Below are 16,719 nucleotides of genomic sequence, written 5' to 3'. Positions count from 1 at the left end.
CGTCGATCAGAGTTTGGAGCCCAGCCCCGCGATCAGATTGATCGTCACCGCCAGGACCACCGCCCCGAGCAGGTAGGACACCAGCGCATGGCGCAAGACCGTGGCCCTGATCGACGCCAAGCCGATCTCGGTGTCCGACACTTGATAGGTCATGCCGACGGTGAAGGCGAGATAGGCGAAATCCCGGAAGCGGGGCGGCTCGGGGTCGTGAAAGTTGATGCCGCCCGGGTCATCCGAGTAGTACAGCCGCGCGTAGTGCACCGAGTACAGCGTGTGCACGGCCACCCAGGACGCCGCGACGGTCAGGACGCCGACGACGGCCGCCGCCAAGGCTTCATGGCCCGAGCGTGAACCCGCGGCCACCACGTAGCCGACGCCGCCCAGGCTCGCCACGCTCGCCGACAGAATGACCGCGTCCGCGACCCACCGGGTCGGATCCTCCCGCGTTGCCCATCGACACGTCTGCTCGGCGTCCATGCCGAGCAGGCTGAGGTGCGTCCACACCGCATACATTCCCGCGGTGGCGATCCAGCCGGCCAGCGCATAACGCCAACCGACCGTGTTGCCCACCACGACAGCGACGGCGACTCCGAGGGCCACGCAGACTGATATCCGGACCGCGACCGTATCTCGCAACAGCTTCACCAGGGAATCCACGACCTCGACCTAACCACCAACGCGTCGCGCAGGGTTGGCATCAACAGATTGGCAGGTGCGGTCAGTACCATCGGTGCCGTGGCATCCAATGGCCCACGCGACGACTTCCACAACCAGCCGACGCAGCATGGCGACTTCGGTGCGGCCGAACAGCCACCGACCGGCGAGATTCCGCCGGTCGGCACCGCGCCGAACCCGCCCGAGGGATCCGAGCAATCCGGCGACGTCGACCCGTTTGACCAGGAAGCCGAGCCGACCCCGTGGTATCGCAAGCCCAAAATGCTGATCGCCTGGCTGGTCTCCGTCGTCATCCTGATCGCGTTGATCATCTTCGGCATCATCGAGCTCATTCACGGACAGCAGACCGTCCCGCACGTTCCCAAAACGACGACGCCGACAAGCACCACCACCACGACGACGACCCCGACGACCACCACGACCACCACGTCCTCGCCCAGCAGCAGCGCCGAACAGCCGCCGGCGCAGCCGCCGACGCGGCAGCAGCCCACCGGGGGACAGACGCAGCAACCCACGCATCACCACCATGTGCCGCAGCTGCCGTCGGTGATCACCATTCCCGGGGTGCCGAATCCGGTCACGGTGCCGCCGGGCCTGCGTTAGCGATTCGGTGGCAGACCCGATCACGGTTCCACCGCGCACCGCCGGCGAAGCCCTACACTCGCTGCAATCCACGGTCGCTACGGTGAGGATCAGCGTGCGACGGCAACGGGACGACTGACACAGGGGTGTAGCAGATGAGCGAGTCGCTCGGGCTATCGATCGGGGTGGCCAACCTGGTTGCCGCCCGCGCGGGCAGCGCTCCGATAACCCGCAGCTCCGTGCTGACCCTGTTCGAACAGCGGCCCACCGAAGTTGGCCTGCCAGAAGAGAATCCGAACCTGACCGAACCCGGTCTGGTGCTGCGCGGATTCGTCGAACGCGTCGGCGACCGCGCGCCGTTGGTGGCGGCCGACGGCACCAAGTACCTCGGTGCGGCGCTGACGGTCGAGGCGATCGAGGCCATGGCCCGCGCGGTCGGCTACGGGACACCGATCACCATCGCGGTGCCCGCCTACTGGTCCGACGACCAGTTCGCGGCGCTGCGCGAGGAGTTCTTCGTCCAGTCCGACCTGGCGCGCGGTGGGGTGGCGCCGATGCTGGTGTCCGACGCCACGGCCGCGCTCGCCGCGCTGCGCGGCACGCCGGGATTCCGGGCCGACGGCGTTATCGCGCTCTGCGACTTCGGCGCGGGCGGCACCACCGTCACGTTGATGGACGCCAAGGCCGGCTTTGCGCCTGTCGCGCATGCCACGCGGTACACCGATTTCTCCGGTGACGCGATCGATCAGCTCATCCTGGATCACCTGCTCGCCTCCGACGTCAGCACCGCCATGCTTGGCGGCACCGCGCGGGTCGGTTCGCAGGCCCGCCTGCTCGGCGCCTGCCGGCGCGCCAAGGAGCAACTGTCGACGGCCGCGGTGGGCACCATCGCCGGGGCGTCCGGCGACGGTGCCCAGTTGTCCCGCACCGAATTCGAGCAACTCATCTCCGCTCCGCTGGACCGTTTCCTGTCGTCGGTTGATGAGTCGTTGCGGCGCAACGCAATTCCGAACGCCAGGCTGAGCGCCGTGGCGATCGCCGGCGGTGGCGCGAACATTCCACTGCTCAAGGCGCGGTTGGGGCAGCGCTTCGGGGTGCCGGTACACAGCACCGCCCAGCCGGCGCTCAGCGCCGCCCTGGGTGCGGCGGCGCTCGGCCCGCATTACGCGTCGGGGGCAGCCCCGACCGCTGCGGCCGCCGCCGTGGAGACACCGACCGAGATGGTCGGCACCACCGGGCTCGACATGACCCAGGCCGCCTGGGCGGCCCGGGCCACCGACGTGGATGACGCCCTGGCCTGGTCGCAGGACGCGGACAACGACGAGCCGGTGCCCTACACCGGCCGCGACGCCACGGGCGAGTACGCCAATGAGGCAAGGAAATTCGACGACGCGACCGGCAGCCGCTACGCCGCCGGCCAGGGGAAACTGCCCTGGTACAAACGCACGGCGCTGGTGTTGAGCGTGGCCGGAGCGGGCGCGGCGGTGCTGGTGGCCCTGATATTGGCGATCAACCTGCTGCTCACCAAGTCCACCCCGGTCGCTCCCACGTCGCCGCCCAGCCAACCGTCGCAGACGGTGACCATCACCGGACCGAACGACAGCACCACCGTCACCGTGCTCCCCGCACCGCCGCCACCGTCCAGCGAGGCGCCGGCCACCACCACGACGCCCGCGCCGGAGCCATCGACCACGACCACCACGGCACCGCCGACCACGACGACCACGACCGCCGCGCCCACCACGACGTCGCAGGCGACCACCACCGCGGCGCCGACGACCACGCGGTCGCGGCCCGTACCGCCCATCTTCCAACCGCCGTTCGGGCGCTGACGGGTCGAATTACCCCCCGGGTCGGCAAAGGGCTCCGCAAAAGGGTCATTTAACGAAATTTTGGTGGCGCTCATCACTCCGAGAAGCGTCACATCCGGTTAGCGGGTATTAACCAGCAGGCCAGAGGCACAGGCGAACGGCAAGTTAGGGCAGCCTTTCTCGCGCCGAAAGCCGCGAAGATGTAACTATGAGCGGGGCTTAAGCAGGCAAATAAGCACAGGCCGAATTATCTATGCATTGGGGAGACCTTCCGTGACAACGCAGATGCTCATCAGGCTGATCGTGGGCATGGGCATGACGCTGGTCGTGGCCGCACTCGCCGCACGGCGTGTCCTGTGGCTGTTCAAGCTGATCACGTCTGGCAAGCCGGCCCCAGGACACACCGACGAACCCGGCAAACGCGTCTGGGCCGAGATGTCCGAGGTCTTCGGTCAACGCAAGCTGCTGAAGTGGTCCATCCCCGGCCTGGCGCACTTCTTCACGATGTGGGGCTTCTTCATCCTGCTGACGGTCTACATCGAGGCCTACGGTCTGCTGTTCCAGGACAACTTCCACATCCCGATCATCGGGCGCTGGGACGCGCTGGGCTTCCTGCAGGACTTCTTCGCGACCGCGGTCTTCCTCGGCATCGTCACCTTCGCCATCATCCGTCTGATGCGCAGCCCGCGCGAGATCGGCCGCTCGTCACGGTTCTACGGCTCGCACACCGGCGGTGCGTGGCTGGTGCTGTTCATGATCTTCAACGTGGTCTTCACCTACGTGTTCGTGCGCGGAGCCGCCGTCAACAACGGCACGCTGCCCTACGGCAACGGCGCCTTCCTGTCGCAACTGTTCGGCGCCATCCTGCGACCACTGGGCGAGCCCGCCAACGAGATCATCGAAACGACCGCGCTGCTGCTGCACATCTTGGTCATGCTGGCGTTCCTCATCATCGTGCTGCACTCCAAGCACATGCACATCTTCACGGCCCCGATCAACGTCATCTTCAAACGACTGCCCGACGGGCTCGGCCCGCTGCTGCCGCTGGAATACGACGGCAAGCCGATCGACTTCGAAAACCCGCCCGACGACGCAACATTCGGTCGCGGCAAGGTCGAGGATTTCAGCTGGAAGGCCATGCTGGACTTCGCCACCTGTACCGAGTGTGGGCGCTGCCAGTCGCAGTGCCCGGCGTGGAACACCGGTAAGCCGCTGTCGCCCAAGCTCGTCATCATGGACCTGCGCGACCACTGGATGGCCAAGGCGCCCTACATCCTGGGCGATAAGGAAAGCCCCCTCGAGAACACGCCGGAAGGCGGAGTCGGCGAGGAACTGTCCGGCGAGAAGCACGCCGAGGCCCACCACGTTCCCGAGTCGGGCTTCGGCCGCGTCATGGGCTCCGGCCCGGAGCAGGCCACCCGACCGCTGGTCGGCACCGACGAACAGGGCGGCGTCATCGACCCTGACGTGCTGTGGTCCTGCGTGTCCTGCGGCGCCTGCGTCGAGCAGTGCCCGGTGGACATCGAGCACGTCGATCACATCATCGACATGCGCCGCTACCAGGTGATGATGGAGTCGGAGTTCCCCTCCGAACTGTCGGTGCTGTTCAAGAACCTGGAAACCAAGGGCAACCCGTGGGGCCAGAACGCGGCGGACCGCACCAACTGGATCGACGAGGTCGACTTCGACGTACCGGTCTACGGCGAGGACGTCGACAGCTTCGACGGGTTCGAGTACCTGTTCTGGGTGGGCTGCGCCGGCGCCTACGACGACAAGGCCAAGAAGACCACCAAGGCCGTCGCCGAGCTGCTGGCCATCGCCGGCGTGAAGTACCTGGTGCTCGGCACCGGCGAGTCCTGCAACGGCGACTCCGCACGCCGCTCGGGCAACGAGTTCCTGTTCCAGCAGCTGGCCGCCCAGGCCGTCGAGACCCTGGACGGGCTGTTCGAGGGCACCGAGACCGTCGACCGCAAGATCGTCGTCACCTGCCCGCACTGCTTCAACACCCTGGGCCGCGAGTACCGCCAGCTCGGCGCGAACTACTCGGTGCTGCACCACACCCAGCTGCTCAACCGGCTGATCCGGGACAACAAGCTGGTGCCGGTCACCCCGGTGTCGCAGGACATCACCTATCACGACCCCTGCTACCTGGGCCGGCACAACAAGGTCTACGAGGCGCCGCGCGAGCTGATCGGGGCCGCGGGGGCGAACCTGACCGAGATGCCGCGCAACGCCGAGCGCAGCTTCTGCTGCGGCGCCGGCGGCGCGCGGATGTGGATGGAAGAGCACATCGGCAAGCGGATCAACCACGAGCGCGTCGACGAGGCGCTGGCCACCGGGGCCGCGACCGTGGCCACCGCTTGCCCGTTCTGCCGGGTGATGGTCACCGACGGCGTCAACGACCGTCAGGAAGAGGCCGGCCGCAGCGGTGTCGAGGTGCTCGACGTCGCACAGATCCTGCTCGGGTCCCTCGAGTACGACAAGGCGACGCTGCCGGAGAAGGGCACGGCCGCCAAGGAGGCCTCCGAAAGGGCCGAAGCGCGGGCGGCTGCAGCGCCCAAGGCCTCGACCGCCACGGCGACCGCACCCGCCGAGGCGCCGGCCGAGGAGGCACCCGCTAAGGCCGAGGCGGCCCCGAAGTCCGAGGCCGCCGCAGCCCCGGTCAAGGGGCTGGGCATCGCCGGCGGCGCCAAGAGGCCCGGCGCGAAGAAGGCGGCGGCCGAACCGGCCGGCGAGGCCACCGCGCAGGCGGCCGCCCCGGTCAAGGGCCTGGGCATCGCCGGCGGCGCCAAGAGGCCCGGCGCGAAGAAGGCCGCACCAGCGGCTGAGACCGCCAAGGCCGAGACACCGGCCGAGGCCGGCGGCGAAGCGAAGTCACCCGCCGCACCGGTGAAGGGCCTGGGTCTGGCCGCGGGCGCCAAGCGTCCCGGCGCCAAGAAGTCCGCACCGGCGGCCGAGGCCCCCAAGGCCGAGGCGACCGCCGAAGCGGCCCCCGCCGCCGAAGCGGCCCCCGCCGCCGAGACCGAGGCCAAGGAAGAAGCCAAGGCACCCGCGGCTCCCGTCAAGGGACTGGGCATCGCCGCGGGAGCCAAGCGACCGGGCGCCAAGAAGGCGGCCCCGAAGGCCGAGGCACCCAAGGCCGAGGCCGCGCCCGCCGAACCGGCTGAGGCTCCCAAAGCCGAAGCCGAGCCGGCGCCGAAAGCGGAGCCGGCAAAGCAGACCGACGGCGACGACGCGCCGCCGCAGCCACCCGTCAAAGGCCTGGGCATTGCCCGTGGGGCGCGTCCGCCGGGCAAGCGCTGAGCTAACGATTTGGCGCCGACAGCAAATTTCAGTGGACAGTGATGGCACCATTAGTGGTGTGACCACCCATCAGCTGCCTCTGCACGCGTCGGCTCATCACCGGCCGCAGCGCAGTTTCGCGCAGTCGTCGAAGCTTCAGGACGTCCTGTACGAGATTCGCGGGCCGGTGCACGCGCAGGCCGCGCGGCTGGAGGCCGAGGGGCATCGCATCCTCAAGCTCAACATCGGCAACCCGGCCCCGTTCGGCTTCGAGGCGCCCGACGTGATCATGCGGGACATGATCCAGGCCCTGCCGTACGCCCAGGGCTACTCCGACTCGCAGGGCATCCTGCCCGCCCGCCGTGCGGTGGTGACCCGCTACGAGCTGGTCGACGGCTTCCCCCGGTTCGACGTCGACGACGTCTATCTGGGCAACGGGGTGTCCGAGCTGATCACCATGACGCTGCAGGCCCTGCTCGACAACGGCGACGAGGTGCTGATCCCGTCGCCGGACTACCCGCTGTGGACGGCGTCGACCTCGCTGGCGGGCGGCACGCCCGTGCACTACCTGTGCGACGAGACCCAGGGCTGGCAGCCGGACATCGCAGACATGGAGTCCAAGATCACCGACCGCACCAAGGCGCTGGTCGTGATCAACCCGAACAACCCGACCGGCGCGGTCTACACCAGCGAAGTCCTCACCCAGATCGTCGATCTCGCGCGCAAGCACGAGCTGCTGCTGCTCGCCGACGAGATCTACGACAAGATCCTTTACGACGACGCCAAACACATCAACCTGGCCACGCTGGCGCCAGACATGTTGTGCCTGACCTTCAACGGCCTGTCCAAGGCCTACCGGGTGGCGGGCTATCGGGCCGGCTGGCTGGCGATCACCGGGCCCAAGGACCACGCAAGCAGCTTCATCGAGGGCATCAACCTGCTGGCCAACATGCGGCTATGCCCCAACGTTCCGGCGCAGCACGCGATCCAGGTGGCCCTGGGCGGCCACCAGAGCATCGACGACCTGGTCCTGCCCGGCGGCCGGCTGCTCGAGCAGCGCGACGTCGCGTGGACCAAACTCAACGAGATCCCGGGGGTGTCCTGCGTCAAGCCGGACGGTGCGCTGTACACGTTCCCCCGGCTGGACCCCGAGGTCTACGACATCGACGACGACGAACAGCTCGTCCTCGACCTGCTGCTGCAGGAGAAGATCCTGGTCACCCAGGGCACCGGCTTCAATTGGCCGGCACCGGATCACCTGCGCATCGTCACGCTGCCGTGGGCCCGCGACCTGGCGGCCGCGATCGAGCGGTTGGGCAACTTCCTCGTCGGCTATCGAACGTAAGCCCGCGCGCGGCCGCCTCTACGGTGGACCGGGTGACGCACTCCCACTCGCACAGCAGGCCGTCGGGCCCGTCCGCCGTTGATCCATTGCCCGCCAGGATTGTCGTCGGGTTACTGGTCGCGATCGGCGTGGCGGTGGCCGTCGGCGCCATCGTGCTCTGGCCCAGCCGACAGCACGTCGACATCCCGATGCCGCTGCAGAACGCAGCCGGCGGCGCGGTGAGCACGCAGGCCGGGCACGTGCTGTCCAGCGAAACGGGCGACTGCGGCAGCCCGTCGGTCAGTCAGGTCCTCACCGGCGCGCCGCAGCAGGCCCCGCCGGGGGCGGGACGCTGCGTCTTGACCCAGGTCTCCATCGATTCCGGCCCCAACGCCGGGGCCCAGACGCTGCTGGAGTCCTCCCCCGGCCCCGGCCAGCCGAAATTCGCGGTGGGCGACCATATTCGGCTCGTCCGCCAGGTCGATGACCAGGGCGCCACCAGCTACGCGTTCTACGACTTCGAACGTGGCTGGGCGCTAACCGGTTTGGCGATCGCGTTCGCGGTTGTGGTCGTGGCGGTGGCGCGGTGGCGCGGGCTGCTCGCGCTGGTGGGCATCGTGGTCGCGTTCTTGGTGCTGGTGATGTTTTTGCTGCCGGCGCTGCGCGACGGCGCACCCGCGGTCCCAGTGGCGCTGGTTGCGTCGGCGGCCATTCTGTACGCGGTCATCTACCTCGCGCACGGGGTCAACCTGCGGACCAGCGCCGCGCTGCTGGGCACCCTGTCGGCCCTACTGCTGGCCGCCGGATTATCGTGGGCGGCAATACAACTGGCGCAGCTGACCGGGCTGTCGGACGAACAGAACAGCACCGTCAGCGCCTATCTGGGCAATGTGTCGATCGGCGGCCTGCTGCTCGCCGGGTTCATCATCGGGTCGCTGGGTGTGCTCAACGACGTGACGGTGACGCAGGCCTCGACGGTGTTCGAACTCGCCCATCTCGGCGGCTCGCGGCGGGCGATCTTTCTGGGCGCCATCCGGGTGGGCCGCGATCACATCGCCAGCACGGTCTACACGCTGGTGCTGGCTTACGCCGGCAGTTCGCTGCCGCTGCTGTTGCTGTTCAGTGTCGCCAACCGCTCGTTGACCGACGTGCTGACCAGCGAGAGCGTGGCCATCGAGATCGCCCGCTCGGCGGTGGGCGGCATGGCGCTGGCGCTGTCGGTGCCGCTGACGACGGCGATCGCCGCGGTGCTGGCCAAACCTACTGAAACCGGCTCCGCTCCAACAGATCCAGCAGATAGCCGCCGTAGCCGGACTTGAGTAGGCTGTGCGCACGCTCGGCCAGCTTGTCGTCGGTGATCCAGCCTCGCCGCCACGCCACTTCCTCGGGGACGCTGACCTTCAGGCCCTGCCGTCGCTCCAGGGTGCGCACGAAATCGCTGGCGTCCAGCAGCGAGTCGAACGTCCCGGTGTCCAGCCAGGCCGTGCCGCGGGCCATCACCTCGACCGAGAGCCGGCCCCGGTTCAGATAGATCTGGTTGACCTCGGTGATCTCGTACTCGCCGCGCGCCGATTTCTTGAGGCCCTTGGCGATTTCGATCACGTCGTTGTCGTAGAAGTACAGACCCGGCACCGCGTAGTTCGACTTCGGCGTCTTGGGCTTTTCCTCCAGCGACAGCGCCGTGCCGTCGTTGCTGAACTCGACGACACCGTATGCCGACGGGTTGGCCACCCAGTAGGCGAAAACCGCTCCCCCGCTGATGGATTGGAAGCGGCTCAGGCTGGTGCCCAGCCCCGGGCCGTAGAAGATGTTGTCCCCCAACACCAAAGCCACCGGCTCGTTGCCGATGTGGTCGGCACCGAGCACGAAAGCCTGGGCCAGACCATCGGGCCTTTCCTGCGCCACGTAGGTGATGTTGACGCCGAACTGCGAGCCGTCGGCCAGCAGCCGCTGGAATCCGGCCGCGTCGTGCGGGGTGGTGATCACCAGGATGTCGCGGATTCCCGCCATCATCAGGGTGGACAGAGGGTAGTAGACCATCGGTTTGTCGTATACCGGCAGCAGCTGCTTACTGATGCCCGTCGTGATCGGATGCAGGCGGGTGCCCGACCCGCCGGCCAGGATGATGCCGCGCATGGATAGCTCCTAATGCGTTGATGGGCCCTATTCGATGGCGTCGGACTCGGTGAGCTCGGTGGCCGCCAGCGCCGACGCCACGCTGTCGTGCCGGAACACCGACGTGACGTGGTCACGGACAACGCGGAACGCCAGCGCGTTGGTGGCCTCCCCCGGCACATCGGGGGTTCCCAGTTTTTGCTCGACGACGACGACGCCGTCGTGCACGTACATCTGACCGAGCTGCGTGTTCGCCCGGTGCGACGAGGCCCAGTTGCGCAGCGCTTCGTGGCCCTGCGCGGCGCCGTGCGCGTCGCCGATCTCGATGTCGTCGCTGGATAACGCCATCAACGTGTCGATGTCGGCGGTGTCGAGGGCGTCGTGCCATGCCAGAACGGTGGCGATCTCCGATGTGGTCATGGTGTGCAAGTTACCGTGCGGCCCCGCGGCTAGAGAGGCGTACGGTCCAACCAGCGCTCCCACACGGCGTCGTCGCCGAACAGCTCGACGCCCGTGTCGGCCACCGGCCGCCGGCGCAGGATCGCCAGCAGCAGCTCGGTGGCGCCACCGCGCAGCGCGGCGCTGCCCTTGCCGTGCTGGTGCGACCAGACGATCCGGCCCTCCTCGACGGCGATCGTCCACTCGCCCGCTTCACCCAGGCCGGGATCGGTGGCATGCAGGTGCAGGGTGTCGCCCTCCTCGAGCGGAAGCGGCGCCCCCTGGCCGCCCGCCTGGATCGCGACCCGCTCCAGCCATTCGGTGATGCCGTCGGCGGCCACGTCGGGGTCCAGGGTGAACTCGCTGCCCAACGCGATCGCGGCGTCGGCCCGATGCACCGCGACCTCGTGCAACCGGCGCCGGACCCACCAGTTCGCCGGGCGCGACCCCAGGAACGTCCAAACCGGTGTTTCGACCCCGGTCAGCTCGACGGCGTCGATCAGCCGCTGGGCGCCGCCGTGCAGCCAGGCGATCGCGCCGGCGGGATCGGGCGGCGGCTTGCCGCCCTCCACCGTGCGCGGGTCGAGGTAGCTGTCGAGTTTGTCGCGGACGATCTGCGCCGCCCAGCGGTCGCCGCGGCCGACATGGCGGAACAGTTGCCGCAAGGTCCAGTCCGGGCAGGTGGGCACCGGCGTGGACTCGTCGGCATCCTGAAAAAGCTCCGCGAAGGCCCGGTTCTCGTCGAGGAATGCTCCGGCATAGTCCACCCGCGTCAGGTTACCCGCCGGGACGGTCGCCCTCCGCTCCCACGTGCCTTGCGATGACGATTGTGCGCACTGCAGACTTGGATGTCGGGTTCGTCCAGGCATGCCGCCCGCCGGGGTCGCCGAATGCCCTTGTCTCCGAGAGGTGCTCATGCCCGATGACGATGCGAGCCTTCCGGTCGCCCGCACGGCGATCCGCGAGTTCTGGGAGCGTGAGGGGTTCGAGTACGACCAGCGGACCGCGCACGGCATCTCCTCGGAGCCCGAACGCCGACGGTGGGCGGAGGCCCTGAGCCCGATCCCCGCGGCGTCGCGGGTGCTCGATGTCGCCACGGGCACGGGGTTTGTGGCGCTGTTGCTGACCGGGCTCGGCCACGAGGTGACCGGCGTCGACGCGTCCGAGGCGATGCTGGCGCGTGCGCGCGCCAAGGCCGCCGAGGGCGGGATGGCCGTCAGGTTCGTGGAGGGCGTCACCGAGAAGCTGCCGTTCGCCGACGCGAGTTTCGACGCCGTGACGGCCCGACATTTCATCTGGACCGTACTCGAGCCGGAGCGGGCCTTCGCGGAATGGCGCCGGGTGTTGGCCCCGGGTGGGCTGTTGATCGCCGACGTTTCGCTCAACCCGCATGTGGCGGGGCATCACTACGCTGAGGACGTGGCGGCCAGCCTGCCCTTCCGCGAGATCCCCGACCCCGCACCGGTTGTCGACGCGCTGCGGTCAGCCGGATTCGACGAGGTTGACGTCGAGGTTTCCGACGACGGTGGCGAGTACCAGCGCGCGGTGTTGCGTGCCCGGGCGGGTCACACGCGGGGAGCCGACTAATCTCGTTGTGCCGCATTCTATTTCGCGCACCGTGTGCTGGCCGTCGACCGCCTGGGTAAAATCCCTTGCGTTCAATCTGATGTAACCGCCAGGAAGCGTTTGCAATCGGGCTGAAAGTAAGCCCGTAGTGGTTGACTTTGCGACTAGGGTCGCGGCGCGCCCAGGCGGTAGACCCGCCAGCCCGCCTGCTGCCAGCGGGCGACGTCCAGGCAATTGCGGCCGTCGACGATGACACGGGCGCGCACCCGGTCGGCCAGGTCGTCGGGGTCCATGTCGACGAACTGGCGCCACTCGGTGAGCACCAGCACCGCATCCGCGCGGTCGCAGGCCTCCTCGACCGAGACGGCATAGTTCAGCGTCGGGAACAGCCGCTGCGCGTTGTCCAGCGCCTTGGGGTCATAAACGTTGACCGCGGCGCCGTTGAGCTGCAGCTGACCCGCGACGTTCAGCGCGGGTGAGTCACGCACATCGTCGGATTCGGGCTTGAATGCCGCACCGAGCACCGCGATGTTGGCACCCAGCAGCGAGCCACCGCAGGCGGCGCTGGCCAGTTCCACCATTCGGGTGCGGCGGCGCATGTTGATGCTGTCCACCTCGCGCAAAAACGTCAGCGCCTGGTCGGCCCCCAGCTCGCCCGCGCGCGCCATGAACGCGCGAATGTCCTTGGGCAGGCATCCGCCGCCGAAACCCAAGCCGGCATTGAGGAATTGGCGTCCGATCCGGGGGTCGTAGCCGAGCGCATCGGCCAGCAGGCTGACGTCGGCGCCCGCGGCCTCGCATACCTCGGAAATGGCGTTGATGAACGAAATCTTGGTCGCCAGAAAGGCGTTGGCGGAAACCTTGACCAGCTCCGCGGTCTGCAGGTCCGTCACCAGGAACGGCACCCCGGCCTCGAGCAGCTGACCGTACAGCTCGCGCACGGCGGCCTCGGCGCGCGTCGAATCCTGCTTGACTCCCAGCACGATCCGGTCCGGGTGAAGGGTATCCTGCACGGCGTAGCCCTCGCGCAGAAACTCTGGGTTCCAGGCGATTTCGACGTCCACACCAGCCGGTGCCAGCGCGGCCGCTCGTTGGTTCAACTCGGCCGCGGTGCCCACCGGGACCGTCGACTTGCCAACCAGCACAGCCGACGTCGTCAGCCGCGGCACCAGCGAATCGATGACGGCGTAGACGTGGCGCAGATCCGCGCCGTACTCGCCCTTCTTCTGCGGTGTGCCCACCCCGAGGAAGTGCACGTCGGCGAAGTCGGCCGCCATGTCGTAGTCGGTGGTGAACCGCAGCCGACCCGCGGCCAGGTTCTCCTTCAACAGCTTTCGCAGGCCGGGCTCGTAGAAGGGGATGTCGCCCCCGGCGAGCTTGGCGACCTTACCCGGGTCGATATCGACCCCGAGCACGTCGTGTCCGAGTTCCGCCATCCCAACCGCATGGGTGGCACCGAGGTAACCCGTGCCAAACACCGTGCATCGCATACAACCGGTGTAGGTGGTCGCGATGAGCTAATTGCATCGCAGGGTTAAGCGGGAGGCAAACGGAAGATGACAGGTGACCGCCGTCGGGCCTCGTGGCGATCGCGAGCGCGGCGTAGCCGGGCGAAGCGGGTCACCACCATCACAACTCGTGGTGATCGCGAGCGCGGCGTAGCCGGGCGAAGCGGGTCGCCACCATCACAACTAGTGGCGACCGAACCCGCCGTGACCTCCGCCGAACCCGGGGAAGCCGCCGCCGCCATGGCCACCGCCACCGCCGGGGAACCCGGGGAAGCCGCCGCCGCCGTGTCCTCCCTCACCGCCGCCGTGGCCGCCTCCCGGGGGTCCACCGAAGCCCGGCCCACCACCAAGGCCCGGGATCGGCAGCGGAATGGGCACCGGGATTGGCGCAACCGCGGGCGGAGCAGGCGGCGGAGCCACCGGCGCCGGAGCGGGTGCCTCGGGCACTGGAATGGGAGCCGCCGGCACCGGGTCGGCGGCCCCCGGGGCCGGAGCCGCCGGCGCCGGAGCGGGTGCCTGCGGAGCGGCCTCGGGAGCCGGGGCGGGTGCCGCCGGCGCGGGTGCCTGCACGGGGGCCGGCGCCGCGGGAGCGGGAGCCGGCCGGGTGGGCGCGACCACGACGTTCTGGTTCGGGTTCGGCCGGACGCTGGCCGTCGGCCGGATGGCGATGGCCAACGACACCACCAGTGCCACGACGCCGATGACGAAGATTGCTGCCACCGTGCTTCCCACCAGCCGGAACGAGCTGCGCTCGTGGTAGTCGGCGTCGACCAGCTCGGTCGCGGCGGTCTGCGAACCAGTGAAGAACTCGTCCGGGTCGTCGGGCACGGCGCTGTACGCGAGACCGTCCGCGTCGGCCTCGCCCTGGACTGCCAAGTAGCCCGGCGCCAGGGCGAACGGGTTGATCGCACCGGTGCCGGGGTCCTGCGCGTACGCAAGTGCCGCGGTGGACGACGAGAACAGTGGGGCATTCGCCGACGCCAGCGCCGCGCCGCGGGCCAGCGCCGTGTCCGGTTCCTCGGGCGCCGTCAACGGCAGGGTGGTCGCCGCCTCCAGAGCGGGCTTGATCAGCGGGATGTCGACCCCGGATCCGACGACGAACACGGCGTCCGGGCGGGCCTCCAAGTTCTCCGCGCTGGAGACCATCGCGGCCAGCTGGGCGACCGCCGCCTCGTCGTCATCGGGGAGGGGCTGCCGTTGAACGTCGGCGATGGATCCGTCCGCGCTGTCGACGACCGCCAGCGTGGCGGTGTCGGGCTCGATGTAGAGCAGCGCGGTCTGCGCGTAGTTGGTCTGGTGGCCGACCGCCTGCGCCAGCGCCGCCGCGGCCAGGAAGGCCGAGACGAGCATCACATTTTCGACTTTGTGGGCGGCCAGCTTGTCGCGCAGCGCGGCGGCCTCGAGGGGGTCGGTGAACGTGACCCCGGTCGACGCCAGTTGGTAGCCGCCCTCTGCTGCGCCCTGACGCGTCCCCAAGATGGCCGAGATTACCTGGTCCGAGGCGGTTACCGTTGCTGCATCTGCGGCCGCGGCGACATCGAAATTGTCTTCATCGACGGTAGCACCGTCGCCGTTTTCCCCCTCGACCAGCACCATCCTGACTGCCGTCGGGGCCATCGACACGCCAAGTACGGTGTCCAAAGCTCCTCCAATAGTCGTTTGCTAGTCAATCACGGTGGGGGCGGGCTCGTCGCACGATGTGGTGGCGCGAAACGTCGCTTGAGTCCCCACCGGTATTCCCCTAACGACCCGATTTTACGCGCGTTCGCCGCCCGGGTGGCGGCCCGGGATGGGCCGCGAGCGGGCTACGGCGACGGAATTTGCGTACCCAGGTGGCGGTGCAGCCAGTCCTCCCAGCGTTGATGGTCACCGGAATGCGGCGAGGGCTGCGGCGACGGCGCGGGGGCCTGCGGCGGGGCCGACGGCGCGTCCGATGGCGGGGGCGGGCCCGGCGGACCGGCGTCCGGATTCTGCGGGGCGACGACGTTCGTGCTGACGTCGGGCTGCTGGTCTGGGTGCGGCCCAATGCCGACGGTCAGTGCCAGCGCCAATGCCACGAGGCCGCCAACGAAGACCGCGGCCACGGCGGCGATCGTCAAGATCGACTTGCGGCTGCGCCGCTGCCGCACGTCGGCGGCTGGGTGGGCGTCGGAGGCCGGGTCGTCTACAGCGCTGTAGGCGAGGTCGATCGCAGCGGCCGACGAAGTCTGCGCGGGCGGCATCGAGACAGTGCGCGGCGCTCCCAACTTCGCGTTCGCCGCGGCCAGCGAGGCGCCCCGCGCCAGCGCCATCTCGGGTTCCTCGGCCGTGGTCACCGACAGCGCGGTCGCGGCCTCGATCGTCGGCTTGATCGACGGGATGTCCACCTCCGAGCCGACCAGAAACACCCCATCGGGCCGCGCGCTCATCGACTCGGCGCCCGACACCATCGCGGTCAGCTTCGCCAGTGCGGCGTCCTCGCTGCCGGGTAGTGGGTGCCGGTGCACGTCGGTGACGGTCCCCTTCGAGGTGTCGACGACCGCCAGAGTCGCGCTGCCCGGCTCGACGAGCAGCAACACCGTGCGCGCCCAGTTGGTTGCGCTGCCCATGGCCTGCGCCAGCGCCGCGGCGGCCATGACCGCCGAGACCAGCATCACGTTCTCAATCTTGCGGGCCGCCAACACGTCTCGCAGCGCCGCCGCCTTGACGGGATCGGTCCAGCTCACCCCGCTGGATCGGAGCCGGTACCCACCCTGGGCCGCGCTCTCGCGGGTGCCGAGGATGGCTGAGACCACGTGATTCGCTGCGGCGATGGGGGTTTCGTTGCCGGCGACATCGAAACCGTCCTGATCGACCGTTACCCCGCCGGCAGCCTCACCTTCGATGAGCACCATGCGGACCGTCTCAGGTGCCATAGACACGCCGAGTACGACGTCCATCGCTCCTCCAAATCGTCCAATTGGTTGCTGCGCCATGCCAGGACAGCTGCGGTGCCACCACCTCGGGGCCTCGCGATTTGAGAGTCAGCCGGACGTACGAAGAGTTCTGGCCGCGGCCACACCCCAATACGCCAGCCTAGCGCGCCCCGTCCGACAGGCGGGTGAACCGCGACACGCTATCGGTGGCCGCCATGACCACCGCCGAAACCATGTCCCCCGCCGAAACCATGACCACCGCCGAAACCGTGGCCGCCGCCGAAGCCATGGCCCCCACCGAACGGCCCGTGACCGCCGCCGAACGGACCGTGGCCGCCGAAGGGCCCGTGGCCACCACCCAGCCCGGGCACCGGCAGCCGGGGCGGCGGAACGAACACGGGCGGCGGCAGGACCGGTAGGGCCGGGGCGGCGGGAGCCGGCGGCGCGATGGGGCGCGGCGCGGCCAGCGGCCGCGGCGGTTCGATCTTGGGCTGCGCCTGGACGGGCGGACCGGGGGTGGGCGG

At 69.1% G+C, this 16,719-nt stretch carries 13 protein-coding genes and 1 pseudogene; 6 read left to right on the top strand and 8 right to left on the bottom strand.

The window, feature by feature from the left end:
* Window positions 1-6 precede the first annotated feature (6 nt).
* Window positions 7-657, bottom strand: coding sequence for a DUF1345 domain-containing protein (locus A5760_RS11300; RefSeq protein ID WP_064880667.1), 651 nt, complete (start codon window positions 655-657; stop codon window positions 7-9).
* Window positions 658-735: 78 nt separating this feature from the next.
* On the opposite strand from A5760_RS11300, the gene A5760_RS11295 reads away from it, so the two are divergent.
* The 5 genes from A5760_RS11295 (at window position 736) to A5760_RS11275 (ending at window position 8,993) form a co-directional block, all read left to right on the top strand.
* Entirely contained in the window at window positions 736-1,278 is a 543-nt protein-coding gene (locus tag A5760_RS11295) for a hypothetical protein (RefSeq protein ID WP_064880794.1), read from the top strand.
* A gap of 134 nt (window positions 1,279-1,412) precedes the next feature.
* Window positions 1,413-3,089 (top strand): Hsp70 family protein, encoded by a 1,677-nt coding sequence (locus tag A5760_RS11290; RefSeq protein ID WP_064880664.1) that lies wholly within the window; start codon window positions 1,413-1,415, stop codon window positions 3,087-3,089.
* A 252-nt stretch (window positions 3,090-3,341) separates the two neighbouring features.
* Window positions 3,342-6,371, top strand: a complete 3,030-nt coding sequence (locus A5760_RS11285; protein WP_064880663.1) for a (Fe-S)-binding protein — start codon at window positions 3,342-3,344, stop codon at window positions 6,369-6,371.
* 31 nt (window positions 6,372-6,402) lie between these two features.
* Complete coding sequence (locus tag A5760_RS11280) at window positions 6,403-7,695, top strand: pyridoxal phosphate-dependent aminotransferase (protein WP_064880661.1); 1,293 nt, start codon at window positions 6,403-6,405, stop codon at window positions 7,693-7,695.
* 32 nt (window positions 7,696-7,727) lie between these two features.
* Window positions 7,728-8,993 (top strand): YibE/F family protein, encoded by a 1,266-nt coding sequence (locus A5760_RS11275; RefSeq protein WP_064880792.1) that lies wholly within the window; start codon window positions 7,728-7,730, stop codon window positions 8,991-8,993.
* Here A5760_RS11275 and rfbA read toward each other — a convergent pair.
* From rfbA to A5760_RS11260, 3 genes are read right to left on the bottom strand one after another with little or no spacing between them, the layout of a single operon-like run.
* Window positions 8,935-9,810, bottom strand: a complete 876-nt coding sequence (rfbA, locus tag A5760_RS11270; RefSeq protein WP_064880659.1) for a glucose-1-phosphate thymidylyltransferase RfbA — start codon at window positions 9,808-9,810, stop codon at window positions 8,935-8,937. The genes A5760_RS11275 and rfbA overlap by 59 nt on opposite strands.
* Before the next feature lie 27 nt (window positions 9,811-9,837).
* Complete coding sequence (locus A5760_RS11265; RefSeq protein ID WP_064880789.1) at window positions 9,838-10,209, bottom strand: nuclear transport factor 2 family protein; 372 nt, start codon at window positions 10,207-10,209, stop codon at window positions 9,838-9,840.
* 29 nt (window positions 10,210-10,238) lie between these two features.
* Window positions 10,239-10,994, bottom strand: coding sequence for a maleylpyruvate isomerase family mycothiol-dependent enzyme (locus A5760_RS11260; protein ID WP_064880657.1), 756 nt, complete (start codon window positions 10,992-10,994; stop codon window positions 10,239-10,241).
* Window positions 10,995-11,142: 148 nt separating this feature from the next.
* On the opposite strand from A5760_RS11260, the gene A5760_RS11255 reads away from it, so the two are divergent.
* Window positions 11,143-11,814 carry a class I SAM-dependent methyltransferase gene (locus A5760_RS11255; protein ID WP_064880655.1) on the top strand — a complete coding sequence of 224 codons (672 nt, stop codon included), beginning with the start codon at window positions 11,143-11,145 and terminating at the stop codon, window positions 11,812-11,814.
* 143 nt (window positions 11,815-11,957) lie between these two features.
* Here the strand turns inward: A5760_RS11255 and A5760_RS11250 are convergent, their stop codons facing one another.
* From A5760_RS11250 to A5760_RS27300, 4 genes and pseudogenes are all read right to left on the bottom strand, one after another.
* A complete protein-coding gene (locus A5760_RS11250; RefSeq protein WP_064880652.1) occupies window positions 11,958-13,283 on the bottom strand; it encodes a UDP-glucose dehydrogenase family protein in 1,326 nt (441 codons plus the stop codon).
* A gap of 201 nt (window positions 13,284-13,484) precedes the next feature.
* Window positions 13,485-14,942: a DUF7159 family protein gene (locus A5760_RS11245; RefSeq protein ID WP_419538237.1), complete on the bottom strand. Its 1,458-nt coding sequence runs from the start codon at window positions 14,940-14,942 to the stop codon at window positions 13,485-13,487.
* A 164-nt stretch (window positions 14,943-15,106) separates the two neighbouring features.
* Window positions 15,107-16,219 carry a DUF7159 family protein gene (locus tag A5760_RS11240; RefSeq protein WP_064880650.1) on the bottom strand — a complete coding sequence of 371 codons (1,113 nt, stop codon included), beginning with the start codon at window positions 16,217-16,219 and terminating at the stop codon, window positions 15,107-15,109.
* Window positions 16,220-16,395: 176 nt separating this feature from the next.
* Window positions 16,396-16,719 (bottom strand): annotated as a pseudogene (locus tag A5760_RS27300) (hypothetical protein); the annotation flags it as partial.

Origin of the sequence: Mycobacterium colombiense (genome assembly GCF_001665835.1) — a bacterium.
GTDB lineage: Bacteria > Actinomycetota > Actinomycetes > Mycobacteriales > Mycobacteriaceae > Mycobacterium > Mycobacterium colombiense_A.
Note: the sequence above shows the minus strand (reverse complement) of the source record. Positions and strands in the feature narration are given on the sequence as shown.

What these genes read in the sequence shown, in the direction of transcription:
- A5760_RS11290 (WP_064880664.1), top strand. Translation starts at nt 1,413, where the DNA reads ATGAGCGAGTCGCTCGGGCTATCGATCGGGGTGGCCAACCTGGTTGCC.
- rfbA (WP_064880659.1), bottom strand. Translation starts at nt 9,810, where the DNA reads ATGCGCGGCATCATCCTGGCCGGCGGGTCGGGCACCCGCCTGCATCCG.
- A5760_RS11265 (WP_064880789.1), bottom strand. Translation starts at nt 10,209, where the DNA reads ATGACCACATCGGAGATCGCCACCGTTCTGGCATGGCACGACGCCCTC.
- A5760_RS11255 (WP_064880655.1), top strand. Translation starts at nt 11,143, where the DNA reads ATGCCCGATGACGATGCGAGCCTTCCGGTCGCCCGCACGGCGATCCGC.
- A5760_RS11250 (WP_064880652.1), bottom strand. Translation starts at nt 13,283, where the DNA reads ATGCGATGCACGGTGTTTGGCACGGGTTACCTCGGTGCCACCCATGCG.
- A5760_RS11240 (WP_064880650.1), bottom strand. Translation starts at nt 16,219, where the DNA reads ATGGACGTCGTACTCGGCGTGTCTATGGCACCTGAGACGGTCCGCATG.